This is a genomic window from Kosakonia sp. HypNH10 (genome assembly GCF_029850615.1).
GTDB classification, from domain to species: domain Bacteria; phylum Pseudomonadota; class Gammaproteobacteria; order Enterobacterales; family Enterobacteriaceae; genus Kosakonia; species Kosakonia cowanii.
In genome coordinates this window covers 131412-156759 of the sequence record NZ_JAOTIU010000009.1, presented here as the reverse complement: position 1 = coordinate 156759, position 25348 = coordinate 131412, and the positions used below count along the sequence as shown (strand labels likewise).

Sequence of the window (25348 nt, the reverse complement as noted above, 5' to 3'; positions counted from 1 at the left end):
GGTCAGAGTAGTTTTACCATGGTCAACGTGGCCGATTGTGCCGACGTTGACGTGCGGTTTTGTACGTTCAAATTTTTCTTTAGACACGGCTTTATTCCTTACTATAGTGCTCTCCCTCAATGGAGAGAGCACGGGACTTTGGTTTTAACCCTGCGGCTTATTTACCACGGGCTTCAATTACGGCCTGAGCAACGTTGTTCGGCGCATCATCATACTTCAGGAATTCCATGGTATATGATGCACGACCTTTGGTCAGAGAACGCAGCTGAGTTGCATATCCGAACATTTCAGACAGCGGAACTTCAGCGTGGATCTTAACGCCAGTAACTTCAGATTCCTGACCGCGCAGCATGCCGCGACGACGGCTCAAGTCACCGATAACGTCACCGGTGTTCTCTTCCGGAGTCTCTACTTCAACCTTCATGATCGGCTCAAGCAGAACTGGTTTCGCTTTCTTAAAGCCATCTTTAAAGGCAATAGACGCAGCCAGTTTAAACGCCAGTTCAGAGGAGTCAACGTCGTGGTAAGAACCGAAGTGCAGACGCACGCCCAGGTCAACTACCGGGTAACCAGCCAGCGGACCAGACTTCAGCTGCTCCTGGATGCCTTTATCAACGGCAGGGATGTATTCGCCAGGAATTACACCACCTTTGATGTCGTTGATGAACTCGTAACCTTTCGGGTTAGAGCCCGGCTCCAGCGGGTACATGTCGATAACAACATGACCGTACTGACCGCGACCACCAGACTGCTTAGCGTGTTTACCTTCGATATCGGTAACTTTCGCGCGAATCGCTTCGCGGTAAGCAACCTGAGGTTTACCCACGTTAGCTTCAACGTTGAACTCACGCTTCATACGGTCAACGATGATGTCGAGGTGCAGTTCGCCCATACCAGCGATGATGGTCTGGTTAGATTCTTCGTCAGTCCATACGCGGAAAGACGGGTCTTCTTTAGCCAGACGGCCCAGAGCCAGACCCATTTTTTCCTGGTCAGCTTTGGTTTTCGGTTCTACAGCGATGGAGATTACCGGCTCCGGGAATTCCATACGCTCCAGAATGATCGGGTTGTCCGGATCACACAGGGTGTCACCGGTGATCACGTCTTTCAGACCGATCGCTGCAGCGATATCGCCCGCGCGAACTTCTTTGATCTCTTCACGTTTGTTAGCGTGCATCTGAACGATACGACCGAAACGCTCACGTGCAGATTTCACGGAGTTCAGTACGGTATCACCAGAGTTAACCACACCGGAGTAAACGCGGAAGAAGGTCAGGTTACCAACGAACGGGTCAGTTGCGATTTTGAACGCCAGTGCAGAGAACGGCTCTTCGTCGCTTGCGTGACGCTCAGCCGGAGTATCTTTACCATCGTCCAGCATACCGTTGATCGCAGGAACGTCAGTCGGGGACGGCAGGTAATCAATTACCGCATCCAGCATCGCCTGAACGCCTTTGTTCTTAAACGCAGAACCACAGGTTACCAGGATGATTTCGTTGTTCAGAACGCGCTGACGAAGAGCAGTTTTGATCTCTTCTTCAGTCAGGTCTTCACCACCCAGGTATTTCTCCATCAGCTCTTCTGAAGCTTCTGCTGCAGATTCGATCAGGTTCTGGTGCCATTCGTCAGCCAGGTCCTGCATCTCAGCCGGGATATCTTCGTAAACGAAGGTAACGCCCTGGTCAGCATCGTTCCAGTTGATCGCTTTCATTTTCACCAGGTCAACAACACCGGTGAAACCTTCTTCAGCGCCAATCGCCAGCTGCAGCGGAACCGGGTTCGCGCCCAGACGGGTTTTGATCTGATCAACAACTTTCAGGAAGTTAGCGCCCATGCGGTCCATTTTGTTAACGAACGCGATGCGCGGAACTTTATATTTGTTAGCCTGACGCCATACGGTTTCAGACTGTGGCTGAACACCACCAACGGCACAGTAAACCATTACCGCACCATCCAGTACACGCATGGAACGTTCTACTTCGATGGTGAAGTCAACGTGCCCCGGGGTGTCGATGATGTTTACGCGATGCGGTTCATACTGCTTCGCCATACCAGACCAGAATGCAGTAGTTGCTGCAGAGGTGATGGTGATACCACGCTCCTGCTCCTGCTCCATCCAGTCCATGGTTGCGGCGCCGTCGTGAACTTCACCGATTTTGTGGTTTACACCGGTGTAGAACAGAATACGTTCGGTAGTGGTGGTTTTACCGGCGTCGATGTGCGCACTGATACCAATGTTGCGGTAGCGTGCGATGGGTGTTGTACGAGCCATTTGATTCCTCGTTTGTGTCTTTTAGGCGTTCAGAATTAAGTTGCCAAACGGCGGGCGACTTACTTGAAGCGCCCGCCAGTTGACTAGAACTCCGAAGGGATTACCAACGGTAGTGTGCGAACGCCTTGTTGGCTTCGGCCATACGGTGAACGTCTTCACGTTTCTTAACTGCAGTACCTTTGTTGTCTGCAGCATCGGAAAGTTCGTTCGCCAGGCGCAGAGCCATGGATTTATCACCGCGTTTACGAGCAGCTTCAACGATCCAACGCATTGCCAGGGCATTACGACGAACCGGACGAACTTCAACCGGAACCTGATAAGTAGAACCACCAACGCGGCGGGACTTAACTTCAACAGTCGGGCGCACGTTTTCGAGAGCTACTTCGAAAGCTTCCAGTTCATTTTTACCAGAGCGCTGAGCCAGGGTCTCCAGCGCGCTGTATACGATTGCTTCTGCAGTAGATTTTTTACCGTCTACCATCAGGATATTTACAAATTTAGCCAGCAGTTCTGATCCGAACTTAGGATCCGGCAGAATTTTACGCTGACCAATAACACGACGACGTGGCATGGAAATACTCCGTTGTTAATTCAGGATTGTCCAAAACTCTAAGAGTTTAGTGTGACATTAAGTTAAAACAGTTTGGCCTTACTTAACGGAGAACCATTAAGCCTTAGGACGTTTCACGCCGTACTTGGAGCGAGATTGCTTACGGTCTTTAACACCAGAGCAGTCAAGCGCGCCACGAACGGTATGGTAACGAACACCCGGAAGGTCTTTAACACGACCGCCACGGATCAGGATCACGGAGTGCTCCTGCAGGTTGTGACCTTCACCACCGATGTAGGAAGTCACTTCGAAACCGTTGGTTAAACGAACACGGCAAACTTTACGCAGTGCGGAGTTCGGTTTTTTAGGAGTGGTGGTATATACACGGGTACATACGCCACGTTTTTGCGGGCATGCTTCCAGCGCCGGCACGTTGCTTTTTGCAACTTTGCGGGAGCGTGGTTTGCGTACCAGCTGGTTAACTGTTGCCATTAAATAGCTCCTGGTTTTAGCTTTTGCTTCGTAAACACGTAATAAAACGGCCTCATATAATATGAGGACGCAGAATTTTATGGCTGTGCTTAAAAGGTGTCAAGAAATATACAGCGATCCCTGCATTACCAATTCAGCTGAACGGCGTTTTTCACCGCCAGGCTAACGAAATCAGTATAGCTAACGCTGACGGCGCTGCTCGAAATTTGAGCGGCGAGACCACGCGCGTCAACATCGTCTTTCAGTACATGCAGAGTTATGGGGGCATTAAGCAGTAATTCAACGAACGGCGAACCGTTAAGAGCAGCAAGCACCCCGTCCGAAAGCAGTAGCAGATCGTCACCGGGGCGCAGGACGCGCAGTAGCGCTGTCATATCGCACTGCCAGGGTGAGCGGGATAGAGTCAGCAGCATAAAGGCCTCAAAAATTGAGCACGACGGTGTACTGCTCGAGCTGCTCGCGCAGTGCGTCCGGCTCCAGACGCTGAGCAGGTAAGACAAACGCAGTCTCCTCCCCCAGTCCTCGTTCACGCAGGGAAGCGGCGCAGAGCCAAACGTCTTCAATATCGTACAGCGGCAACACTTTAAAGGTCGCAATATAGTCGCGCGCCAGAATTTTGCCGGGCTGCTGATTAGCCAGCAGTTGCATCACACCGTCGCCGATAAAAAAGAGGCCTATCTCTTCTGTTAACGCAGAGGCAGCCAGTACCGCGTCCAGCCCTTCGCGCCCGGCGGAGGAGCCGTGCGGGGCGGAGGAGAAAACAAAGGCGATTCGCTTCATCAGAACTGCACCACTCTGTCGCAGGTCAGCGCCGCTTCCGCCAGCGCGCCCAGACCGGTAAGTGAAAACCCCGCCTGCAGATTAGCGCCCATTAATTCCAGCCGCGCGGCCTCACTCTCATCAACCACGCCACGGCGCAGCGCCGCCGCCACGCAGATGTGCAACTCAACCTGCTGCTCAGCATGCAAACGCTGCCAGGCGCGCACAAGATCAAACTCGTCGCTGGCGGGCGCAGTCAACGCATTCGCGTTACTCACCCCTTCCCGGTAGAAAAAGACGCTCACGAGCGTATGCCCCGCCTCCAGCAGCGCCAGCGCGAACTGATACGCGCTGCTTGCCTGCTGCGTGCCATAGGCAGGGCCGGTGACCATCAGCGCAAAACGCATTAATGACCTTGCCCCGAGAAATCGCCGCTTTTGAACTGGCGAATGTAGAGGTAGACCGTGTGCTTGGAGATATTCAGGCGGTCAGCCACCTGGTTAATGGCGTCTTTGATATCAAAGATGCCCTTCTCGTAGAGGTTAAGGACGATCTGGCGATTTTTGGCGTTGTTAGAGACGTTGCGGTCGGCATTCACCTCTTCAATGGTGAACTCGAGGGTTTGCATCACCAGGTCTTCAACAGACGAGGCGAAGTTAACCGAGGAGCCAACATCCGGCGTTTCCGGCGGAACAAAGGTGCTCATGATCTGCGAGAAAGGAACATCCAGATTCATGTTGATACAGAGCAGGCCAATCACCCGGTGATCGCGATTGCGGATAGCAATCGTCACCGACTTCATCAGCACGCCGCTTTTCGCACGGGTGAAGTAGCACTTCGACACGCTGCTGTCGGCACCGGTCATATCGTGCAGCATACGCAGCGCCAGATCGGTAATCGGCGAGCCGATTTTACGCCCGGTGTGCTCGCCGTTAGCGATGCGGATGGCAGAGCATTTGAGATCCTGTAAGGAGTGCAACACGATTTCGCAGTGCGAACCAATGAGCATCGCTAACCCGTCCACTACCGCTTCGTAGGATTTAAGGATATCGAAGTCGGTCTGATCGAAAGGACGTTGATCCAGGAGGTCAAGCTCACTGGTTTCGTTGGTTAATAGCGACCTGGACATGAAAAAAAACACTCCTTTTCAGGAGCCTGTCGTTAAGTTTTCAGGGCAGGCTCAGTATTTGCAGGGGGATATAAATTAATACATCGTAGGTTATGCTTTCCAGAATTATATCCCCGATGCAAAAAAAAACGCCGCTCTGAGGCGGCGCGTTTCACACTTTTACTTCTTCGCCGCGGGGGCGTCTTTCGCATCATCCGCTTTATCGCCCGCGGCTGGAGCCGCTTCAGGCGCTGCGGCGTCCGCTTTCGGTGCCGGTTTGATATCCAGCAGCTCAACGTCGAACACCAGGGTGGAGTTAGCCGGAATACCCGGTACGCCCGTTTTACCGTAAGCCAGCGCCGGCGGGATCACCAGCTTGATTTTGCCGCCTTTCTTGATGTTTTTCAGGCCTTCGGTCCAGCCCGGGATTACGCCATCAAGACGGAAGGAGAGCGGTTCGCCACGGGTGTAAGAGTTGTCGAACTCTTTACCGTCAATCAGCGTACCTTTGTAGTTTACAACTACGGTGTCGCTGTCTTTCGGCGCATCGCCGGTACCCGCTTTCTCTACTTTGTAGAGCAGACCGGTGCTGGAGGTTTTCACGCCTTTCTCTTTCGCAAAAGCATCACGGAAGGCTTTGCCTTTGGTTTCGTTTTCAGTCGCGTCTTTTTCCATGCGATCCTGAGCGGCAGTTTTCACACGCGTTTCAAACGCCTGCAGGGTCTGCTCGATTTCCTGGTCACTCAGCTTGCTCTTATCAGCAAAGGCGTCCTGAACACCGGCAATCAGCTGGTCTTTATCCAGTTTGATGCCCAGCTTTTCCTGCTCTTTCAGGGAGTTTTCCATGTAACGGCCCAGGGACGCGCCCAGCGCGTAAGCTGATTTCTGGTCGTCGTTTTTGAATGCCGATTTGCTGTCAGTTGCAGCAGCAGTATCTTTAGTTGCGGCATCTGCAGCTAAGGTGAGCGGTGCATGAAGGGCTACAGCCATGGTGGTCGCCAGCAGCGTGACTTTAAACAGTGATTTCATCCATTTCTCCAGGGACCGGGGCATCTCGCCCCAGGGTTAAACATAAAGTAAGAAGCGTACTATAAAGTGTTGCGGCGGAAATCAACATAAGGACTCTGCCCGAATTCACCCTATCTGTGACTATTTTTGTTTAAATAAGTTTCTGCCTGAAGGCTGTACCTTCGCGCAAAGTTAAGTAAAATCCGCCCGATTACCCCAATCGACCCGGATGTTACCCGGAGGTGAAATGATGCAAGAGTTATCGATAGAAGCGCGACTGGCTGAACTGGAGAGTCGACTGGCTTTTCAGGAGATGACCATTGAAGAGCTAAACCAGACGGTGGTGGCTCATGAGCTGGAAATGGCGAAGCTGCGCGAACATCTGCGTTTGCTGGTGGAGAAAGTGAAAGCCAGCCAGCCTTCACATCTGGCGTCCCCGTCGGAAGAGACACCCCCGCCCCATTATTAAGACGTAAAAAAAGCGGGTCTCCCCGCTTTTTGTGCCCGGTGGGCTAACGCTTACCGGGCTTATCTATCCTTCAGCCAACGCACCTGCGGCGCGAAAGACGACGGATATGATTAGTGGCAGCCGCAACCGCCGTTACCGCAACCACCTTTCCCGCCGTGGTCGTGACCATGGTCGTGATCGTGGCCATGGCCGCCGCAGCAACCGTCGTGACCGTGGTCGTGGTCATGATCGTGACCGTGCGGGCCATGAACGTGGCCGTGCGCCAGCTCTTCTTCAGTTGCTTCGCGAATCGCGACAACTTCGACGTTGAACTTCAGGTTCTGACCCGCCAGCATGTGGTTGCCATCAACCACTACGTGGTCATCTTCCACTTCGGTGATCTCAACCGGTACCGGGCCCTGGTCAGTTTCAGCCAGGAAGCGCATACCAACCTGCAGTTCGTCAACGCCCATGAAGACGTCTTTCGGTACGCGCTGCACCAGGTTCTCGTCATACTGACCGTAAGCGTCGTTCGCGCCAACAGCCACATCGAATTTGTCGCCGACTTCATGACCGTCCAGCGCGTTTTCCAGACCGGAGATCAGGGAGCCGTGACCGTGCAGGTAGTCCAGCGGTGCACTCACCGGAGACTCATCAACCAATACACCGTCTTCTGTACGTACCTGATAGGCCAGGCTGACCACCAGGTCTTTTGCTACTTTCATGATATCTCCTGAGCGTGGGAAAATTACTGGCGCAGATTGTAACGGAATTCTGCACCCGTGTACCCTTAAGCTTAAAAAATCCTGCCTGATATCGCTAGTCCGGATGAAAAATCCCGATAACTTGCTCATCTTTGCGAACATGATCGCGCGCTTCTTTATCCGCTTCGCGCATCTGATGCCCGCACTTAACACACTCAACAATATCGACGTTATTTTCGCGCCACATTGCCATTGAGTCTTTAGCCTGGCACGACGGACAGGTCGCGCCAGCGATAAAACGTTTACGAACAGCCATTCGACTCCCCTTATTCAAACTCATCCCAGCCGTCGAGCTGACGCCGCTCTTGCTGCATTTCACGCTGGAAAATCTCTTCCAGTTCGCGGCGCGCTTCACGTACGCGGGAAATTTGTACCGTATCGGTATGCACCGGCATCAATTCACGCAGCATGCGCATATCGAGCCGCCTGAAGTGCAACTGCGCTCGCTGCGCCTGATGCGGATGCATGCCGAGCGAAATTAGTGCCTTACGCCCTAGCTCCAGCGCACTGGAGAAGGTTTCGCGCGAGAACTGCGTCACGCCCGCCTGCAACAGTTCATGCGCTTCGACACGCCCCCGCGCCCGCGCCAGAATCGCCAGATGGGGGAAGTGCTGCTGGCAAAGCTCCACCAGCTTCATGGTATCGACCGGATCGTTACAGGTAATGACGATCGATTGTGCGGCCTCCGCCCCTGCCGAACGCAACAGCTCCAGTTGCGTCGCATCACCGTAATAGACTTTGTAGCCATATTTACGCATCAGATTCACGGCGCTGATATCGCGCTCCAGCACGGTGATGCGCATTTCGTTAGCCATCAGCAGGCGGCCAATCACCTGTCCGAAGCGACCAAAGCCAACGACAATCACCTGCGGCTTATCATCATCAACCCACGGCGCTTCATCTTCATCCTCCGGCTTATTGAAACGCCGGGAGAGCAGCTTATCAATCACGCGCATCAGCAGCGGCGTGGTCATCATCGACAGCGTGACGGTCACCAGCAGCAGCGCCATCTGATCGTCTTTAAACAGCCGCTGCGATGAGGCGGTGGAAAAGAGCACAAAAGCGAACTCGCCGCCCTGGCTCAACACCCCGGCAAACTGCATCCGCTCTGAGCTACGCAGACCGTAAATCCGCGCCAGACCGTACAGCACCAGCGATTTTACGGCCACCAGCACCGCAACGCTCATCACCACCCACAATAGATGGGTATAGAGCACGCCGAGGTTCAGCGCCATGCCGACCGAAATAAAGAACAGCCCCAGCAGCAGCCCTTTAAACGGCTCAATGGCAATCTCAAGCTCGTGGCGATATTCACTCTCCGCCAGCAGAATGCCGGCGATAAAGGTGCCCAGCGCCATCGACAGGCCGAGAGCATCCATAAACAGCGCCGACCCGAGCACCAGCAGCAAAGTCGCGGCAGTAAAGACCTCGCGCACGCCGGAAGCGGCGATAAAACGAAACACCGGGCGCAGCAGGTAACGCCCGCCAATCAGCATCCCGGCAAAGGCCAGCACCTTCATGCCCACCTTCATCCAGTCGAGATGGTCGTCGCCATTGCCCGCCAGCAGCGGTACCAGCGCCAGCGCCGGGATCACCGCCAGATCCTGGAACAGCAGCACCGAAAAACCGAGTTGGCCGGACTCGCTGCGGTTCATCCCTTTGTCGCGCATCAATTGCAGCGCCATCGCGGTGGATGACATCGCAAGACCAATACCGCCAATTAACGCCGCCTGCCAGGAGAATTGCGTCAGCATTAACAGTCCTGCGAGGATCGCCGCACTTAATAGCACCTGCGCTGCACCAACACCAAAAATTGAGCGACGCAGCTCCCATAATTTCGACGGGTTAAGTTCGAGCCCAATGATGAACATCAGGAACACCACGCCCAGCTCTGAGAAGTGGAGGATCTCATCAACATCGCTGATAAAACCGAGTCCCCATGGGCCGATGGCAATACCCGCTAACAGGTAGCCGAGCACGGCGCCAATTCCTAAACGCGCGGCCAGCGGCACAGCGACCACGGCCGCGAAGAGGAACAGGACGCCAGCCAGTAAAAGTGCAGAACCTTCCATTAACGGCCTCCCGGCGGCAGCGGCGAAGCCAGCCAGTCGCCGTAGGCTTTGGCGTGGTGCGCCAGCTCCTGCGGCGTCTGCCGACGTGCCCAGTAGATGATAATTGGGCTGAGCCAGTGCATGCGACACATCGCGGCGGTCAACTCAAAGGGACGTAAAACATCGTTGAGGGAGTAGCGGTTGAGACCATCATGACGATAAGCCGCCTCCGGCTCACCGGTGGTGATCACGCTACGCCAGTACTTTCCCGCCAGTTCATTCCCGCCTGCTCCGCTGGCAAAGCCGCGGCTCAACACACGATCAAGCCACTCTTTCAGCAGTGCCGGACAACTGTAGGTATAAAGGGGATGTTGAAAAACGATAACGTCATGCTCGCGCAACAACGCCTGTTCATAGGGAATATCAATAAAAAAATCGGGGTAACGGGCGTAAAGATCGTGCACCGTTACGTTCTCCAGTTGCGTGGCCGGCTTAAGCAAAACCCGGTTCGCCACCGAGTCCTGTGATTCCGGATGGGCATAGATCAGCAACACTTTTGCTGTCTGCGACATCACTCCCCTCCCGGGTATAAATTCTCTCTTCTCTGCAAACCAGCGCCCTGCGGCGCGGCCAGAATGCTTTTGTCTATCGTCTTCATTTTGGGCTAACATTGCGGCCCCGGTGCGGCATTTCGCCGTGGCCTTACATTACCATAAAGACAAATTAACATAGTCTGAACATACGGCGTCTTATGATTGTTTTCTCCTCGTTACAAATTCGTCGCGGCGTGCGTGTCCTGTTGGATAACGCCACAGCCACCATCAATCCGGGCCAAAAAGTGGGCCTGGTGGGTAAAAACGGCTGCGGCAAATCGACCCTGCTCGCGCTGTTGAAAAACGAGATAAGTGCTGATGGCGGAAGTGCCACTTTCCCCGGCACCTGGCAACTGGCGTGGGTCAACCAGGAAACACCGGCGCTGGACGAAGCGGCAATAGATTATGTGATAGACGGCGATCGCGAATATCGCCAGCTGGAAGCGGCGCTTAATGCCGCCAACGAGCGCAATGACGGCAATGCCATCGCCACGGTTCACGGCAAGCTCGATGCTATCGACGCTTGGACGGTGCGCTCCCGCGCCGCCAGCCTGCTGCACGGTTTAGGCTTCTCCAACGAGCAGCTCGACCGCCCGGTCAGCGCCTTCTCTGGCGGCTGGCGCATGCGTTTAAACCTCGCGCAGGCGCTGATTTGCCGCTCCGATTTACTGCTGCTTGATGAACCGACCAACCACCTCGATCTCGATGCCGTTATCTGGCTGGAGAAGTGGCTGAAGAACTATCCGGGCACGCTGATCCTTATCTCGCACGACCGTGATTTTCTCGACCCGGTAGTCGATAAGATCCTGCATATTGAACAGCAATCAATGTTTGAATACACCGGCAACTACAGCTCGTTTGAGCGCCAGCGCGCCACGCGCCTTGCGCAGCAGCAGGCCACCTATGAAGGCCAGCAGCAGCGGGTTGCCCATCTGCAAAGCTTTATCGATCGCTTCAAAGCGAAAGCGAGTAAAGCGAAACAGGCGCAAAGCCGCATCAAGATGCTGGAGCGTATGGAGCTGATTGCCCCCGCGCATGTGGATAACCCGTTCCACTTCAGCTTCCGCGCGCCGGAAAGCCTGCCCAACCCGATCCTGAAGATGGAGAAAGTGAGCGCCGGTTATGGCGATCGCACTATTCTGAACGCCATCAAACTCAACCTGGTGCCTGGCTCGCGTATCGGTCTGCTGGGGCGTAACGGTGCCGGTAAATCGACGCTGATTAAACTGCTGGCGGGCGAGCTGGCGGCGCAGAGCGGCGAAATCGGCCTGGCGAAGGGGATCAAACTTGGTTACTTCGCCCAGCATCAGCTGGAATTTTTACGCGCCGACGAATCACCATTGCAGCATCTGGCGCGCCTGGCCCCGCAAGAGCTGGAGCAGAAGCTGCGTGATTACCTGGGCGGCTTCGGCTTCCAGGGCGATAAGGTCACCGAGGCGACAGAGCGTTTCTCCGGCGGCGAAAAAGCGCGGCTGGTGCTGGCGTTGATCGTCTGGCAGCGCCCGAACCTGCTGCTGCTCGATGAACCGACCAACCACCTCGATCTCGATATGCGCCAGGCACTCACCGACGCGCTGATTGAGTTTGAAGGCGCGCTGGTAGTGGTGTCGCACGACCGTCACCTGCTGCGCTCGACCACCGACGATCTCTACCTGGTGCACGATGGCAAAGTGGAGCCGTTCGACGGCGATCTGGATGATTACCAGCAGTGGCTGAGCGACGTGCAAAAGCAGGAGAGCCAGCCGACGGACGCGGCAAAAGAGAACGCCAACAGCGCTCAGGCGCGTAAAGATCAGAAGCGTCGCGAAGCGGAGCTGCGCACGCAAACGCAGCCGCTGCGTAAAGAGATTGCCCGTCTGGAAAAAGAGATGGAGAAACTCAATGCGCAACTGGCCAACGCGGAAGAGAAGCTTAGCGACAGCGGTCTGTACGATCAGAGCCGTAAAGCGGAGCTGACCACCTGTCTGCAACAGCAGGCGTCGGCGAAAGCGGGTCTTGAAGAGTGTGAAATGGCGTGGCTCGAAGCGCAGGAACAGCTGGAGGCGATGCTTACAGCGGAGTAACACTCTTCGCCGTAAGCGGTAAAGTTGATGGCGGTACAGCCGTACCGCCATTCAGGGTTTAACGCTGGTTAGCCAGGCGCTGGCGAATGGTCTCAAAGTGCTCGGTGTCGTACAGCTTGCCATCGAGGAAACGTGTTTTTAGCTCCCCGCCCTGCTCCTGCTCCCAGCTTTGCTCATCGTGCAGTTGCAGTTCGCCCTGCGCATCGCGCTCAACCCGTAACAGACCGCGCGCTGAGCGTTTCAGGCCGTTATCCGTTTTCGGCTCTTTAAAGATCATCCGCCCTTCGCCATTCACCGCACCCCAGGTCGCCTTCATCGCAAAGCCGAAGGTGTCACGGGTGTTGTACTGGTAGGTAAAAGAGCCGACGCCGAATACCACGTTGGAGCTGGCGAAACCTTTGGCTTCCAGCCGCGCGAGAATTTGATTGGCCCGCGCCAGCGTAATTGAGTCGCCATAAATCAGGCCGACATGCGGATCCAGCACCTTGTAACCCTTCTCGTTAACCGTGCCGCCGAAAATCTCCCACAGCACTTCAACGGAGCCTTTCTCCTCCGGGCTGCGATCGGCGCGCGTGTCGTCATCCGCGCCCGTGCCGCAGAGGATTTCAACCGGGTCACCACTGTCCGGGCGGAAAACAACGCGTCCTTCACGCCCCAGAATCAACGACTTCAGTTCGCGGGTGTATTCAGTAATCACGCGCCAGTAATCCCAGGTATCGGAGACGATAGAGACAAAGCCCTGCGGATAGATATCGGCAATCAGGCGGCGGAAAGTCTCAATTTCATGCTCATGCTCGCCCATACACATCACGCTGTGCTCAGTCGCCGGAATGCTTGCGCCGATAAAGTACTCCTCGCCCCCAGTGTAGAAATCGCGGGCATAGAGCAGCGAAGGAATGCTGTCGGTGCCTTTAAAGCTCAGCAGGTGGCCTGCACCGGCCTGCGCGGTATCGTGCAGACCCGCCATGCCGCGGAATGAGAAGTCGTGGCACTGGAAATCCAGGTGCGAGAGGTCGCTACAGGTTTTCGCTGCCCACTGCTCACAAATTTTGCGGTAGTGGTGCGCGATGGTGGCGTTGGTCGAGGCTTTCCACAACTCGGCGGAGAGCACCGTTTCCAGGTAGTTCACCAGCCAGAAGAACTCCTCACGGGTGTTGGTGATGGTCAGCACCGGCACCTTCATTGGCACTTTGCTCCCCTCATCCAGCGATTTGATGTGCAGCGGCAGGTAGCCTAAACGGTGCAGGTCGCGGATATGATCGACCGCCACGCTATCTTTGCCGAGATAGCTGTCCATCACCTCTTTGTACTCATTCACCACTTCCTCTTCCGGGCGGGCAAAGAAGGCATCGTTAAAGAGATCGACCATAAACCACTTCAGAAAGCCCTGCAGGCCAAAGAAGACCAGCTTGCCGTCGGCCACCGGCGACTGGAAAAAGCGGTCGCTGCGCGGCGTGAAGTTGGAGTAAACCTTTGTAGTGCCCTGCGGATACTGCACGCGGTGCGACACTTTATAGCCGTCGATGGCGAGAATCGGATTCAGTTTCATGGTGTGGTCCCCTTAAGCGCGAAATAACGTGGCGATATCGATCAGTTCAACGCGCGGCGAAGCCAGCGTCGGCGAAGTAAACGAGGTGGTGGTATAGATAGCGTCGATCCCGTTATTCAGCAGGTTGTCGACGCCTTTCGAGAAGATACCGTGCGTAACATACAAGCTGACGCTGCGCGCACCCGCTTCACGCAGAACCTGCGCTGAGCCGATAAAGGTACCGCCCGCATCGCAGAGATCGTCGACGATCAGCAGATCTTTCCCCGCCACCTCGCCGGCCACCAGCGCAAAGCCGGTCAGATTGCCGCTGGCAACATCACGCTCTTTGGTGAGAATGGCGTAATTTTTCGCGCCGGTGGCTTTCGCCACGTTGTGAATTTTTTTCAGCGCGCCTGCGTCCGGAGCCACCAGCATCAGTTCGCCCTGCGCAATGGCGCGGCGTAGCGTTTCGCTCTGCAACAGACAGGTTTCCTGAGGAATGGCGACGCAGTTATTGATGGCGGCTGCGGCGGCATCGCTGTGGGGATCGAGAATAAAGATTTTGTCGAAGTTCAGGGTGTTGAGCTGGTTAGCGAAGACTTTCAGCGCGAAGCTGTCGCCCGCCACCATATGGCGATCCTGGCGCGCCCACGGCAGCCAGGCGAGCTGCAGATGGCTAACCGCAACATCAGTAACATGGCGTACCGCGTCTACCAGCTGCGCCAGCAGCATAAAATCATTCATATCGCGCATGGCGGCGACACGGATGCGCATCAGCTGGGCGAAAGCGGGCAGTTCGCCCGTCACTTTCAGCCACACTGCACCATCGGGAAATACGCCGTGGTCGATTTCAACGTTTTGATTATCGATAAAGAGTTCGATTCTGCTCGCCATCATTCACCTCACCTGCATTAGTTAATGTCCCTTGGACACATTTAATATTGTCCATAAGACACTATTAAGCAAGCCCCCGTCTGGATTATTTTTATACTGAATATATAAGACACTGAAAATACATAAAATAAAAGTTCGCTTGCCGCACCTGGGCAGGCTGATAAACTTGCTGCGTGTGCAATAAGGTGAGTCAGTGATGATCAGCGAAGCAGAGTATCTGGATTCTTACGATCCGAGTCGTTTTCCCTCGCCGCTGGTGACGGTCGATAGCGTGCTGTTTAGTCTGCACCAGCAGACGCTCTGCGTGCTGTTGGTTGAGCGCGCCAGCCAGCCGCAACAAGGGCGCTGGGGATTGCCCGGCGGCTTTATTGATATGGCGCAGGATAGTTCTACCCGCGCCACGGCGCTGCGCAAGCTGACGGAAAAAACTGGCGTCTCGCCCTCGTGGCTTGAACAGCTGGATACCTTCTCCGGCCCACAGCGCGATCCGCGCGGCTGGAGTCTGACCGTTGCCTGGTATGCGCTTATCTCGTGGGTCGCCTGCGCGCCGCATATTACAAGCGTCAGCGATGCCAAATGGGTGCCCGTTGCCGAACTTGATGAGCGCGAACTGGCTTTCGATCACGGCGAGATAATCCACGCCGCGCTGCGCCGCCTGCGGCAGAAAACGATGTATTCGTTACTGCCCGTTTACTGTTTGCCTGAGACCTTTACCCAGAGCCAGTTGCAGGAAGCGACGGAGATAATTCTCGGCCAGCCGATCCAGCGCAAAAGCCTGATCCGTCGTTTTGAAGCCTCTGGCATGTTTGAAGAGACCGGGGAGAGCGTCGCGACGGGGGCGCGAAAAGCGCGCTTGTGGCGACGTAAAGCGGATGTCGATATCCACCTCTTTTCGCGCAACCTGCTGGCAGACAGCTAAAACAGCGCCCGCGGAGCAACGGGTGCTGTGTGTGTTATTTACCGAAGCCATCCGCTTTCAGCATATTGTCTATGGTCAGTAACTCCGCGTCTAAATCAAGCGAGTCATTCTCCAGCAGGGCCTGATGCTGCTGCTCAAACGCGCGCTCAACGCGTTCAAGCACAACTGCCAGCTCTGTTATCGCCTTTTGCCGTTGCGCCTCGTCACTGAGTTGGTCGGAAAGTATCTGCCCCCTGGCGGCAATCTTTTCCACAAGCGGCAAATAGCGCTCGAGGAAACGTCTCCCCGGCACAACATCTCTGGGATCAGTCTCCATGCACTGCAGGATCTTATCTGCCAGCGTGGCGATGCCTGTCAGATGAATATTCAGCGCATCGGGTAAGGTGTACTGATTTTGCAGGCGATAGATTCTCTGATCCAGCAAGGATGGCTCTTCGGCGGGGTCTTGCCTGTCTTGCTTAAACTCTTCCACCGGCGCGGCTTGTCGCTCATTTAGGCGTGCTTCATTTCTGCTTTTTCGCCAGTTAAGCACCGCTCCACTGATAAGCACTCCCCAGAAGATTATGTTAATAACCAGCATGGTATGGCGAAATATGCCGCAGTAAATGGCTGCCGCAAGGTACCAGACAAACAGATACCAGGCGTGGATCTGGCCCGGTGCCTGCCGGTTTCTGTAAAAGTGCACGAATATTGCTGCCGTACCCGCAGCAAATGGCATCGTCGCTGCATCTCTGAACATAAGCCAGATAAAGCCTGCGAAGGCACCGGCCCCCAGCGCAATGCGGTCGTGGAAAAGCGTGCGAGTCAGCAGGATAAAGCTTAACCACGCCAGCCCTTCACAAGACATAATGATCGGAGAGAGATAGTCCAGCTCCTTCCCCTTCAACCCGCCATAAAGGAAGCCGAGGGGAAACAAACCTATCTGCACAGCGATCCGGTTAAGGCGATTGCGGTAGAATTTATTCAGCATGTAGGTAATTTGATAACCCATTCTCTTTTCCTGACTCAGGCCTGAGCCTGATTACCACTGGCGATAGCGGCCAGACGCGCGCGGAGATCGGTTTCCATCGTGCCGAGCTCTTTTTCCACTTCCTGACGGCGCTGGCGCGCATCGGCAGCGATCTTCACGGACTCTTCAATGGTGTTAAGCAGGCGTGACTGCACCTCGCGCAGCGTCTCGATATCCACAACCGAGCGCTCGACTTCACGGGCAGTCTCAATCGTACCGGTCTGCAGCATCTCGGCGTTGCGGCGCAGCAGGTCGTTAGTGGTATCAGCAACATCTTTTTGCAGCTTCGCGGCCTGGCGCTGGGTCTGCAAAGAGAGCGATAAGGCAATCTGGTTTTTCCACACCGGAATGGTGGAGAGAATGCTGCTCTGGATCTTTTCCGCCAGCGACTGGCTGTTGCTCTGCATCAGGCGAATTTGCGGCGCGCTCTGCATAGCAATGGTGCGCGACAGCATCAAGTCATGCAGACGACGCTCGAAACGCGAAATACCGTCGAGCAGGTCGCGCACGCGCTGAGCAATCATCGGATCGGACGCCGCCTGTGCTTGCAGAGCGGGCAGCTCTTCCTGTTTTATCTGCTCCAGGCGTTGCTTGCCGGCGATAACATGCAGGGTAATTTGCTGGAAAACATCGCGGTTGCGATCGAACATGATCTCCAGCGTCGAGATATTACGCAGCAGATCGACCATCGCGTCATTCAGCTTCTCAGTAATATCCTCCACCTGAGCGGAGAGCGTTTTGTACTCCAGCATGGTGCGCTCAATGCGGTTAAAAAGTGATCCCACAAGCGGCAGCGAGGCAAGAAAGCCCGGCTTTTGCTCAAAGGCGCTGATATCGACCTGCTTAATTTTTTGCAGAAGATCGGTAAGTTGCGAACCGATGATGCCCGCATCTTTTGCCCGCACTTGCTGCATGAGGGAATCAGAGAATTGCGACATCTTTTTCATGGTTTGCGCACCGAAACCGAGCGAGTAGGACGGATCGTAAATATCGATCTCTTTAACAATCGCCTGGATTTGCGTCTGCTGCTCGGGGGTTAAATTATCCGTCTGCGGCAAATCATTTAATGGCTGCGCTGCCGTCAGGCCAGACGAGGTAATGTCCGTCATAATAAGTGTCCTTGAAGGTGAAATAGCAGGCAGGCGCAGTGTCAGCGTGGGTTGTAATACGTCTTTTTGCCGCTGCCTTAGTGGGTCAATACGGTACAACAGCAGCAAAGTATTAAACAGGCCAATTATTAGCAAGTATAATAACCGCCTATTTACCTACCTATTTTGATGAAATGGCAGAAATTACACCTGCACTTCTCGATGCAGATCAACGCGTTGCCTCCACCTTCCAACCGATGCGTGGCGCAAGCAACCCACATCTTCAAACCATGCTGCCGCGTCTTATTCGCCGTCGCGTGGCGTTTGAACCCTGGTGGCAGCGCCTTGAACTGCCGGACGGGGATTTTGTCGATCTTGCGTGGAGCGAAGAGCCGAATCAGGCGCGGCATAAACCGCGGCTGGTGGTGTTTCATGGCCTGGAAGGCAGCCTGCACAGCCCCTATGCGCACGGCCTGATTAATGCGGCGAAACAGCGCGGCTGGCTGGGCGTGGTGATGCATTTTCGCGGCTGTAGTGGGATTCCTAATCGCCTGAACCGCATCTATCACTCCGGTGAAACCGAAGATGGCACCTGGTTTCTCACCTGGCTGCGTCAGGAGCTTGGCGAGGCGCCAACCGCGGCGGTGGGATATTCGCTTGGCGGGAATATGCTCGGCTGCCTGCTGGCGAAAGCGGATGACGATCTGCCCCTCGATGCGGCGGTGATTGTCTCGGCCCCGCTAGTGCTGGAAGCGTGCAGCTATCATATGGATAAAGGCTTCACGCGCGTTTATCAGCGTTATTTGCTCAACCTGCTGAAGGCCAATGCCGCGCGGAAACTGCGCGCCTATCCCGGCTCGCTGCCAACAACCATGGAAGTGCTGCGTAAAATGCGGCGCATCCGCGATTTTGATGATCTGATTACCTCGAAAATCCACGGCTTCGACGATGCGCTTGATTACTATCGCCGCTGTAGCGCCATGCCGCTGCTGCCGCAGATTCGTAAACCGACACTTATCATTCACGCCAAGGATGATCCGTTTATGGATCATCACGTCATCCCCGATCTTGCGCAATTACCCGCTAATATTGAGTATCAATTGACGGAACATGGCGGGCACGTCGGCTTTGTCGGCGGCACGCTGCGTCGCCCGGAGATGTGGCTTGAAACGCGCATTCCGGACTGGTTATCCGCTTATCTGGGAGCATCATGATTATTCCGTGGCAAGAACTTGACGCCGACACGCTCGACAATCTGATTGAGAGCTTTGTCTTGCGCGAAGGTACCGATTATGGTGAACATGAGCGTTCGCTTGAACAAAAGGTCGCCGACGTAAAACGGCAATTGCAGCGCGGCGAGGCCGTGCTGGTGTGGTCAGAACTGCACGAAACGGTGAATATTATGCCGCGCGGGCAGTTCCACGAATAACCGGACGCCGGGCGGCTTTGATACTGAACAACAGCTTTTCTTCAGGGAGTTGCTATGTCCGCCAAACATCCGGTCATCGCCGTCACTGGCTCCAGCGGCGCGGGAACCACCACCACCAGCCTCGCCTTCCGTAAGATTTTCGCCCAGCTCAACATGCACGCGGCGGAGGTGGAAGGCGACAGCTTTCATCGTTATACCCGTCCGGAAATGGATATGGCGATCCGTAAAGCCCGCGATCTCGGGCGGCACATCAGCTATTTTGGCCCGGAAGCGAACGATTTCGGCCTGCTGGAGCAGACCTTCAGCGAGTATGGCCAGAGCGGCCAGGGCCAGGCGCGAAAATATCTCCACACCTATGATGAAGCCGTGCCGTGGAACCAGGTTCCAGGAACCTTTACCCCCTGGCAACCGCTGCCGGAACCGACCGATGTGTTGTTCTACGAAGGGCTGCACGGCGGTGTGGTGACGCCGCAGCATGATGTAGCGCGCCACGTTGATCTGCTGGTCGGCGTGGTGCCGATCGTTAACCTGGAGTGGATCCAGAAGATGATCCGCGACACCAGCGAGCGCGGCCACTCCCGGGAAGCGGTGATGGATTCGGTGGTGCGCTCAATGGAAGATTACATCAACTACATCACGCCGCAGTTTTCCCGCACTCATCTCAATTTCCAGCGCGTTCCCACCGTCGATACCTCAAACCCTTTTGCCGCCAAAGGCATTCCTTCTCTTGATGAGAGCTTTGTCGTGATTCATTTCCGCAATCTGGAGGGGATCGATTATCCGTGGCTGCTGGCAATGTTGCAGGGATCGTTTATCTCGCATATGGATACGCTGGTGGTGCCGGGCGGCAAAATGGGGCTGGCGATGGAGCTGATTATGACGCCGCTGGTGCAGCGGCTGATGGAAGGCAAAAAGATTAAATAACCCGGCGGGAAGCGCCGCCGGGCGGGCTTATCAGGCTTCGATCACCTCAAAGGAGTGGGTGATCTTGACTGCTTTTTCCAGCATCAGCGCCACGGAGCAGTACTTCTCAGCCGAGAGATCGACCGCGCGGGAGACGGCAGCCTCTTTCAGCGCTTTGCCGGTGACGATGAAGTGCAGGTTGATATGGGTAAAGTAGCGCGGCGCTTCTTCCCGGCGCTCGGAGGTCAGCTTCACTTCGCAGTCGGTCACGTCATGACGCCCTTTTTGCAGAATCGACACCACGTCGATGGCGCTGCAGCCGCCGGCGGCCATTAAGACCATCTCCATCGGGCTGGGAGCTTTGTCCCCGGAGTTGCCATCCATCAGGATTTGGTGGCCGGAAGCGGACTCACCAAGGAACGTTAACCCTTCAACCCATTTCACTCGTGCCTGCATGTTCATCACTCCGGTATGGCAAATTTTTTCACAGATTACGCGTACATAACAAAACGCGCAACGGAAGGCGACCTGCGTCATGCTGAAGCGAGACACCAGGAGACAGGCGCCAAAAGCTATGCTAAAACAGTCTACATGCTACAGAGAAACATTGACGTTACGAATGTACGCAAGGGATATCATACATTAGAGACCGCAGATGTCGCTGACGGTCCACTTCCCGGGATTTGGGAAGCTTTGATTGCAACCCCAGAAGCTGAATGATTCACGCCGTTTCTGGAGCCAGCTTATAACAGAGGATAATCGCGCATGGTGCTTGGCAAACCGCAAACAGACCCGACTCTCGAATGGTTCTTGTCTCATTGCCATATTCATAAGTACCCGTCGAAGAGCACGCTGATTCACCAGGGTGAAAAAGCGGAAACGCTGTATTACATCGTTAAAGGCTCAGTGGCAGTGCTCATCAAGGATGAAGAGGGTAAAGAGATGATCCTCTCTTACCTTAACCAGGGCGATTTTATTGGTGAACTGGGCCTGTTTGAAGAAGGTCAGGAGCGTAGCGCCTGGGTTCGCGCCAAGACCGCCTGTGAAGTGGCGGAGATCTCCTACAAAAAATTCCGTCAGCTTATCCAGGTGAATCCGGATATTCTGATGCGCCTCTCCTCGCAGATGGCGCGCCGCCTGCAGGTGACCTCGGAGAAAGTCGGCAACCTGGCGTTCCTCGACGTGACCGGCCGCATTGCACAGACTCTGCTGAACCTGGCGAAACAGCCGGACGCGATGACCCACCCGGACGGTATGCAAATTAAAATTACCCGTCAGGAGATCGGTCAGATCGTCGGTTGCTCCCGCGAAACGGTTGGCCGCATTCTGAAAATGCTCGAAGATCAAAACCTGATCTCTGCCCACGGTAAAACTATCGTCGTCTACGGTACGCGTTAATCTGCAAAATGGCGCATCGCTTATGCGGTGCGCCGTTTTTGTTTTCCCATGTGGCGCAGGCTGATTTATCACCCCGAAATCAACTACGCACTGCGACAAACGCTGGTGTTATGCCTGCCTGTGGCGGTTGGGCTGCTGCTCGGCCATCTGCAACAGGGTCTACTCTTCTCGCTGGTTCCCGCCTGCTGCAATATCGCGGGCCTCGATACCCCGCATAAACGCTTCTTCAAACGCCTGATTATCGGCGGCTCGCTGTTTGCCGGCTGTAGCCTGGCGGTGCAGCTTTTGCTGGCGGAAAATCTTCCGCTACCGGTGATCATGACGGTGCTAACACTGCTGCTGGGCGTGACAGGTGAAATCAGCGCACTGCATGGCCGCTTACTTCCCGCGTCTCTCATTGCCGCCATTTTTACTCTCAGCCTCGCCGGGAACATGCCGGTGTGGGAGCCGCTGCTGATCTACACCCTCGGCACCCTGTGGTACGGGCTGTTTAACTGGTTTTGGTTCTGGCTGTGGCGCGAACAGCCGCTGCGCGAATCCCTCAGCTTGCTCTACCGGCAACTGGCGGACTATTGCGAAGCGAAATATAGCCTGTTAACCCAGCACATCGATCCGGAAACCGCGCTGCCGCCGCTGCTTGACCGCCAGCAGAAAGCGGTGGATCTGATTAGCCAGTGTTACCAGCAGTTGCATATGCTGGCGGCGAATCAGAACAACGATTACAAGCGCCTGCTGCGCGTCTTTCAGGTCGCGTTGGATCTGCAGGAGCATATCTCTGTCAGCCTGCATCAGCCGGAAAAGGTGCAGAAGCTGGTCGAGCGCACCCACGCCGAGCAGGTGATTCGCTGGAATGCGCAAACCGTCGCGGCTCGCCTGCGCGTGCTGGCAGATGACATTCTCTATCACCGCTACCCGACCCGCTTCACCATGGAGAAGCAGGTCGGTGCGCTGGAAAAAATTGCCCGTCAGCACCCTGATAATCCGGTCGGGCAGTTTTGCGCCTGGCACTTCAGCCGCATCGCCCGCGTGCTGCGCACCCAGCGCCCACTCTACATTCGCGATTTGATGGAGGATAAGCAGGAGCGCCTGCCGCTGATCCCGGCGCTAAAAAGCTATCTATCCCTGAAATCGACCGCCCTGCGCAATGCGGCGCGTATCAGCGTAATGCTCAGCATCGCCAGCCTGATGGGCAGCGCATTAAATCTACCGAAACCTTACTGGATCATGATGACGGTGATGGTGGTGACGCAGAACGGTTATGGCGCGACGCGTGTACGCATTGTCAACCGTGCCGCCGGCACGCTGGCCGGACTGGTGGTGGCGGGAATGACGCTGCACTTTCATGTGCCGCTCGGTTTTACCCTCGCCGCGATGCTGATGATCACCTTGAGTAGCTATCTGATTATCCGCAAAAGTTACGGCTGGGCGACGGTCGGTTTCACGATTACGGCGGTCTATACTTTGCAAATCCTGACGCTTAACGGCGACCAGTTTATTCTCGCCCGGCTGGTCGATACGCTGATTGGCTGCCTGATTGCGTTTGGCGGGATGGTGTGGCTGTGGCCGCAGTGGCAGAGCGGCCTGCTGCGCCAGAATGCGCACGATGCGCTGGAGGCCTATCAGGATGCGATTCGCCTGATCCTCAGCAACAACCCGGAACCGACGCCGCTGGCCTGGCAGCGTATGCAGGTTAACCAGGCGCACAACGCCCTGTTCAACTCTCTCAACCAGGCGATGCAGGAGCCCGGCTTTAACAGCCGCTATCTGAGCGATATGAAACTGTGGGTGACACATAGCCAGTTTATTGTCGAACATATCAACGCCATGACGACGCTGGCGCGCGAGCACACCATGCTGACGCCGGACCTGGCGCAGCGCTATCTCGAGTCATGTGAAATTGCGCTGCAACGTTGTCAGCAGCGGCTGGAGTATGACGGGCCGGGAGAGTCCGGTGATGTGAATGTTATGGAAGGACCGGAAACGCTGACCCACGGCCCAATGAGCACGCTGGAGCAGCATTTGCAGCGCATTATCGGGCATCTGAGCACCATGCACACCATCTCGTCGGTGGCATGGCGTCAGCGCCCGCATCACGGCATCTGGCTACGCCGACGTCTTACGCGTTAACCACGCTCGCAACGGCCTGCGCAAAGCGCTGCATCCCTTCATCAATATCCTGCTCCTCGATAATCAGCGACGGCGCGAAACGCATCACATCCGGGCCGGCATTCAGCACCATCACGCCCGCTGCGGCAGCCGCATGCAGGAAATCGCGTGCACGGCCTTTGTATTGCGGCTTCAGCTCGGCACCGATCAACAGCCCCATACCGCGAATATCGCTGAACAGGTCGTACTGCTCATTAATTTGTTGCAGATGCCCAACAAAGTGCTGACGTTTGGCACTGACGCCATTCAGCACTTCAGGGGTGTTGATGATATCGAATGCGGTACCGGCCACCGCGCAGGCCAGCGGGTTGCCGCCGTAAGTGGAGCCGTGGGAACCGGCGTGGAAGACGCTGGCGATCTCGTGCGTCGTCAACATGGCGCTGACCGGGAAGCCGCCGCCGAGGGCTTTAGCACTGGTCAGAATGTCCGGCGTCACGCCGTAGTGCATGTAAGCGAACAGCTCACCGCTGCGACCCATGCCGCACTGCACCTCATCAAACACCAGCAGTGCGTTGTGCGCATCGCACAGTTCACGCAGGCCTTTGAGGAATTCAGGCGTGGCGGCGGTCACTCCGCCTTCGCCCTGAATCGGCTCTACCACCACGGCGCAGGTGTGATCGTCCATCACCGCTTTAACCGCGTGCAGATCGTTAAATGGAACATGCACGATGTCGGCCGGTTTCGGGCCAAAGCCGTCGGAGTATTTCGGCTGACCGCCGACGGTCACGGTAAAGAGGGAACGCCCGTGAAAAGCGTGATGGAAAGCGATGATTTTGGTTTTGTGCGGGCTGTGGCGCGTGGTTGCATAAAAACGCGCCAGCTTAAAGGCGGTTTCGTTGGCTTCGGTACCGGAGTTCATAAACACGACGCGCTCGGCAAAGGTGGCATCCACCAGCTTGCGCGCCAGACGCAGCGCCGGCTCGTTAGTGAAGACGTTGCTCAGGTGCCAGAGCGTCTCGCCCTGCGCTTTCAGCGTCTCCACCAGCGCCGGATGGCAGTGGCCTAAAGCAGTTACCGCAATGCCGCCAGCAAAATCAACGTACTCTTTACCCTGCTGATCCCAGACGCGGCTGCCCTTTCCCTTCACCGGGATAAACTCGGCCGGTGCGTAAATTGGCAGAATAACGTCGTCGAAGTTTGCACGTGTCACCGCGTCTTGCTGAGTTGCCATAGGTTGCCCATCCCGTGTTATGTTTCATTCATAGTGAAAATATAATCACGAAATATGCATAAAAAATCACTAGATGGCAACCATAAATCACCGAGAAAGGAAGTTTTCCAGCAATTGGTGGCCCTGCTCACTGAGAATACTTTCGGGGTGGAACTGCACCCCTTCCAGATCCCACGCCTTATGGCGAATGCCCATAATCTCACCGTTTTCACTCCAGGCAGTGACCTCGAAGCAGTCAGGTAAGGTAGATGGATCGATAACCAAAGAGTGATAGCGCGTAACGGTTAACGGATTATTTAAGCCGCTAAACACGCCGCTGCCAGAGTGCGTAATGGGGGAAGTTTTGCCGTGCATCACTTTCGCCGCGCGCACAATGGTGGCACCAAATGCCTGGGCAATCGCCTGATGGCCGAGGCAAACGCCGAGGATCGGCAGCTTGCCCGCGTAGTGCGCAATAACTTCAAGCGAAATGCCCGACTCATCCGGCGTGCAAGGGCCTGGCGAAATAACAATTTTCTGCGGCGCTAGCATTTCAATATCCGCCAGCGTCAGCTCATCGTTACGCCTCACCTCTACGTGTGCGCCCAGCTCACAAAAATATTGGTAGAGGTTCCAGGTAAAGGAGTCGTAATTGTCGATAAGCAGGATCATGTGAATTCAACCAATGGATGTGCCGCGTTTCATGCAGTTTGCGCGAAACTATACGGCACTTCGCAAAGATAAAAAACGGCTTTG

28 protein-coding genes are annotated in these 25348 nt (G+C 55.4%); 8 read left to right on the top strand and 20 right to left on the bottom strand.

The window, feature by feature from the left end; all coding sequences use genetic code 11:
- The 9 genes from N7V53_RS20770 to fkpA form a co-directional block, all read right to left on the bottom strand.
- Positions 1 to 87 (bottom strand): GTP-binding protein (locus N7V53_RS20770; protein ID WP_002436303.1); only part of this gene is annotated, 87 nt, incomplete at its 3' end.
- 70 nt (positions 88 to 157) lie between these two features.
- On the bottom strand, positions 158 to 2272 hold the full coding sequence (gene fusA / locus N7V53_RS20765; protein ID WP_023481958.1) for an elongation factor G: 2115 nt from the start codon (positions 2270 to 2272) through the stop codon (positions 158 to 160).
- Between the two features lie 100 nt (positions 2273 to 2372).
- Entirely contained in the window at positions 2373 to 2843 is a 471-nt protein-coding gene (gene rpsG, locus N7V53_RS20760) for a 30S ribosomal protein S7 (RefSeq protein WP_007369802.1), read from the bottom strand.
- Between the two features lie 96 nt (positions 2844 to 2939).
- A complete protein-coding gene (gene rpsL / locus N7V53_RS20755; RefSeq protein ID WP_023482011.1) occupies positions 2940 to 3314 on the bottom strand; it encodes a 30S ribosomal protein S12 in 375 nt (124 codons plus the stop codon).
- 125 nt (positions 3315 to 3439) lie between these two features.
- Positions 3440 to 3727 carry a sulfurtransferase complex subunit TusB gene (gene tusB, locus N7V53_RS20750; protein WP_279794758.1) on the bottom strand — a complete coding sequence of 96 codons (288 nt, stop codon included), beginning with the start codon at positions 3725 to 3727 and terminating at the stop codon, positions 3440 to 3442.
- Between the two features lie 7 nt (positions 3728 to 3734).
- Positions 3735 to 4094, bottom strand: coding sequence for a sulfurtransferase complex subunit TusC (tusC, locus tag N7V53_RS20745; protein WP_279794757.1), 360 nt, complete (start codon positions 4092 to 4094; stop codon positions 3735 to 3737).
- Entirely contained in the window at positions 4094 to 4480 is a 387-nt protein-coding gene (tusD, locus tag N7V53_RS20740; protein ID WP_279794756.1) for a sulfurtransferase complex subunit TusD, read from the bottom strand. The genes tusC and tusD overlap by 1 nt, the downstream gene beginning before the upstream one ends.
- Positions 4480 to 5202, bottom strand: coding sequence for a transcriptional regulator (locus tag N7V53_RS20735; protein WP_023482043.1), 723 nt, complete (start codon positions 5200 to 5202; stop codon positions 4480 to 4482). The genes tusD and N7V53_RS20735 overlap by 1 nt, the downstream gene beginning before the upstream one ends.
- 159 nt (positions 5203 to 5361) lie before the next feature.
- Positions 5362 to 6210 (bottom strand): FKBP-type peptidyl-prolyl cis-trans isomerase, encoded by an 849-nt coding sequence (fkpA, locus tag N7V53_RS20730; protein WP_023482031.1) that lies wholly within the window; start codon positions 6208 to 6210, stop codon positions 5362 to 5364.
- Positions 6211 to 6439: 229 nt separating this feature from the next.
- On the opposite strand from fkpA, the gene N7V53_RS20725 reads away from it, so the two are divergent.
- Positions 6440 to 6658 carry a protein SlyX gene (locus tag N7V53_RS20725; RefSeq protein WP_023482131.1) on the top strand — a complete coding sequence of 73 codons (219 nt, stop codon included), beginning with the start codon at positions 6440 to 6442 and terminating at the stop codon, positions 6656 to 6658.
- Positions 6659 to 6768: 110 nt separating this feature from the next.
- On the opposite strand, the gene slyD is transcribed toward N7V53_RS20725, so the two are convergent.
- The 4 genes from slyD to kefG form a co-directional block, all read right to left on the bottom strand.
- A complete protein-coding gene (gene slyD, locus N7V53_RS20720) occupies positions 6769 to 7362 on the bottom strand; it encodes a peptidylprolyl isomerase (RefSeq protein ID WP_023482004.1) in 594 nt (197 codons plus the stop codon).
- A gap of 94 nt (positions 7363 to 7456) precedes the next feature.
- Positions 7457 to 7657 (bottom strand): YheV family putative zinc ribbon protein, encoded by a 201-nt coding sequence (locus tag N7V53_RS20715; RefSeq protein ID WP_023482007.1) that lies wholly within the window; start codon positions 7655 to 7657, stop codon positions 7457 to 7459.
- Between the two features lie 10 nt (positions 7658 to 7667).
- Positions 7668 to 9473, bottom strand: coding sequence for a glutathione-regulated potassium-efflux system protein KefB (kefB, locus tag N7V53_RS20710; protein ID WP_023482115.1), 1806 nt, complete (start codon positions 9471 to 9473; stop codon positions 7668 to 7670).
- Positions 9473 to 10024, bottom strand: a complete 552-nt coding sequence (kefG, locus tag N7V53_RS20705; protein WP_042716144.1) for a glutathione-regulated potassium-efflux system ancillary protein KefG — start codon at positions 10022 to 10024, stop codon at positions 9473 to 9475. The genes kefB and kefG overlap by 1 nt, the downstream gene beginning before the upstream one ends.
- A gap of 179 nt (positions 10025 to 10203) precedes the next feature.
- On the opposite strand from kefG, the gene N7V53_RS20700 reads away from it, so the two are divergent.
- Positions 10204 to 12108, top strand: coding sequence for an ABC transporter ATP-binding protein (locus tag N7V53_RS20700; RefSeq protein WP_279794755.1), 1905 nt, complete (start codon positions 10204 to 10206; stop codon positions 12106 to 12108).
- A gap of 58 nt (positions 12109 to 12166) precedes the next feature.
- On the opposite strand, the gene N7V53_RS20695 is transcribed toward N7V53_RS20700, so the two are convergent.
- Both N7V53_RS20695 and prs read right to left on the bottom strand, forming a co-directional pair.
- The gene (locus N7V53_RS20695; RefSeq protein ID WP_023482005.1) at positions 12167 to 13657 is read right to left on the bottom strand and encodes a nicotinate phosphoribosyltransferase; all 1491 of its coding nucleotides are present in this window, start codon (positions 13655 to 13657) and stop codon (positions 12167 to 12169) included.
- A 12-nt stretch (positions 13658 to 13669) separates the two neighbouring features.
- Positions 13670 to 14530, bottom strand: coding sequence for a ribose-phosphate diphosphokinase (gene prs / locus N7V53_RS20690; protein WP_023482053.1), 861 nt, complete (start codon positions 14528 to 14530; stop codon positions 13670 to 13672).
- Between the two features lie 196 nt (positions 14531 to 14726).
- Between prs and N7V53_RS20685 the strand changes: the two genes are divergently transcribed.
- Entirely contained in the window at positions 14727 to 15449 is a 723-nt protein-coding gene (locus N7V53_RS20685) for an NUDIX domain-containing protein (RefSeq protein ID WP_124971223.1), read from the top strand.
- Positions 15450 to 15483: 34 nt separating this feature from the next.
- On the opposite strand, the gene N7V53_RS20680 is transcribed toward N7V53_RS20685, so the two are convergent.
- Entirely contained in the window at positions 15484 to 16440 is a 957-nt protein-coding gene (locus tag N7V53_RS20680) for a 5-bromo-4-chloroindolyl phosphate hydrolysis family protein (protein ID WP_279794754.1), read from the bottom strand.
- 14 nt (positions 16441 to 16454) lie between these two features.
- The gene (locus tag N7V53_RS20675) at positions 16455 to 17567 is read right to left on the bottom strand and encodes a toxic anion resistance protein (protein WP_279794753.1); all 1113 of its coding nucleotides are present in this window, start codon (positions 17565 to 17567) and stop codon (positions 16455 to 16457) included.
- Between the two features lie 173 nt (positions 17568 to 17740).
- On the opposite strand from N7V53_RS20675, the gene N7V53_RS20670 reads away from it, so the two are divergent.
- Genes N7V53_RS20670 through N7V53_RS20660 form a run of 3 tightly spaced genes read left to right on the top strand, consistent with a single transcriptional unit; the run spans position 17741 to position 19899 of the window.
- Positions 17741 to 18760, top strand: coding sequence for a hydrolase (locus N7V53_RS20670; RefSeq protein WP_279794752.1), 1020 nt, complete (start codon positions 17741 to 17743; stop codon positions 18758 to 18760).
- Positions 18757 to 18975 carry a YheU family protein gene (locus N7V53_RS20665; RefSeq protein WP_023481955.1) on the top strand — a complete coding sequence of 73 codons (219 nt, stop codon included), beginning with the start codon at positions 18757 to 18759 and terminating at the stop codon, positions 18973 to 18975. The genes N7V53_RS20670 and N7V53_RS20665 overlap by 4 nt, the downstream gene beginning before the upstream one ends.
- Positions 18976 to 19029: 54 nt before the next feature.
- Entirely contained in the window at positions 19030 to 19899 is an 870-nt protein-coding gene (locus N7V53_RS20660) for a phosphoribulokinase (protein ID WP_023482098.1), read from the top strand.
- 30 nt (positions 19900 to 19929) lie between these two features.
- Here N7V53_RS20660 and N7V53_RS20655 read toward each other — a convergent pair whose 3' ends face one another.
- Positions 19930 to 20334, bottom strand: coding sequence for an OsmC family protein (locus N7V53_RS20655; protein WP_023482049.1), 405 nt, complete (start codon positions 20332 to 20334; stop codon positions 19930 to 19932).
- A gap of 309 nt (positions 20335 to 20643) precedes the next feature.
- Here N7V53_RS20655 and crp point away from each other — a divergent pair, with 309 nt between their 5' ends.
- A complete protein-coding gene (gene crp / locus N7V53_RS20650; RefSeq protein WP_000242758.1) occupies positions 20644 to 21276 on the top strand; it encodes a cAMP-activated global transcriptional regulator CRP in 633 nt (210 codons plus the stop codon).
- A 48-nt stretch (positions 21277 to 21324) separates the two neighbouring features.
- The gene (locus N7V53_RS20645) at positions 21325 to 23403 is read left to right on the top strand and encodes a YccS/YhfK family putative transporter (protein ID WP_279794750.1); all 2079 of its coding nucleotides are present in this window, start codon (positions 21325 to 21327) and stop codon (positions 23401 to 23403) included.
- Here the strand turns inward: N7V53_RS20645 and N7V53_RS20640 are convergent.
- Together N7V53_RS20640 and pabA are read right to left on the bottom strand one after the other, a co-directional pair.
- Positions 23393 to 24613 (bottom strand): aspartate aminotransferase family protein, encoded by a 1221-nt coding sequence (locus N7V53_RS20640; protein WP_279794748.1) that lies wholly within the window; start codon positions 24611 to 24613, stop codon positions 23393 to 23395. The two genes, N7V53_RS20645 and N7V53_RS20640, sit on opposite strands and share 11 nt — an antisense overlap.
- An 87-nt stretch (positions 24614 to 24700) precedes the next feature.
- Positions 24701 to 25264, bottom strand: a complete 564-nt coding sequence (gene pabA, locus N7V53_RS20635) for an aminodeoxychorismate synthase component 2 (protein WP_279794747.1) — start codon at positions 25262 to 25264, stop codon at positions 24701 to 24703.
- Positions 25265 to 25348 lie beyond the last annotated feature (84 nt).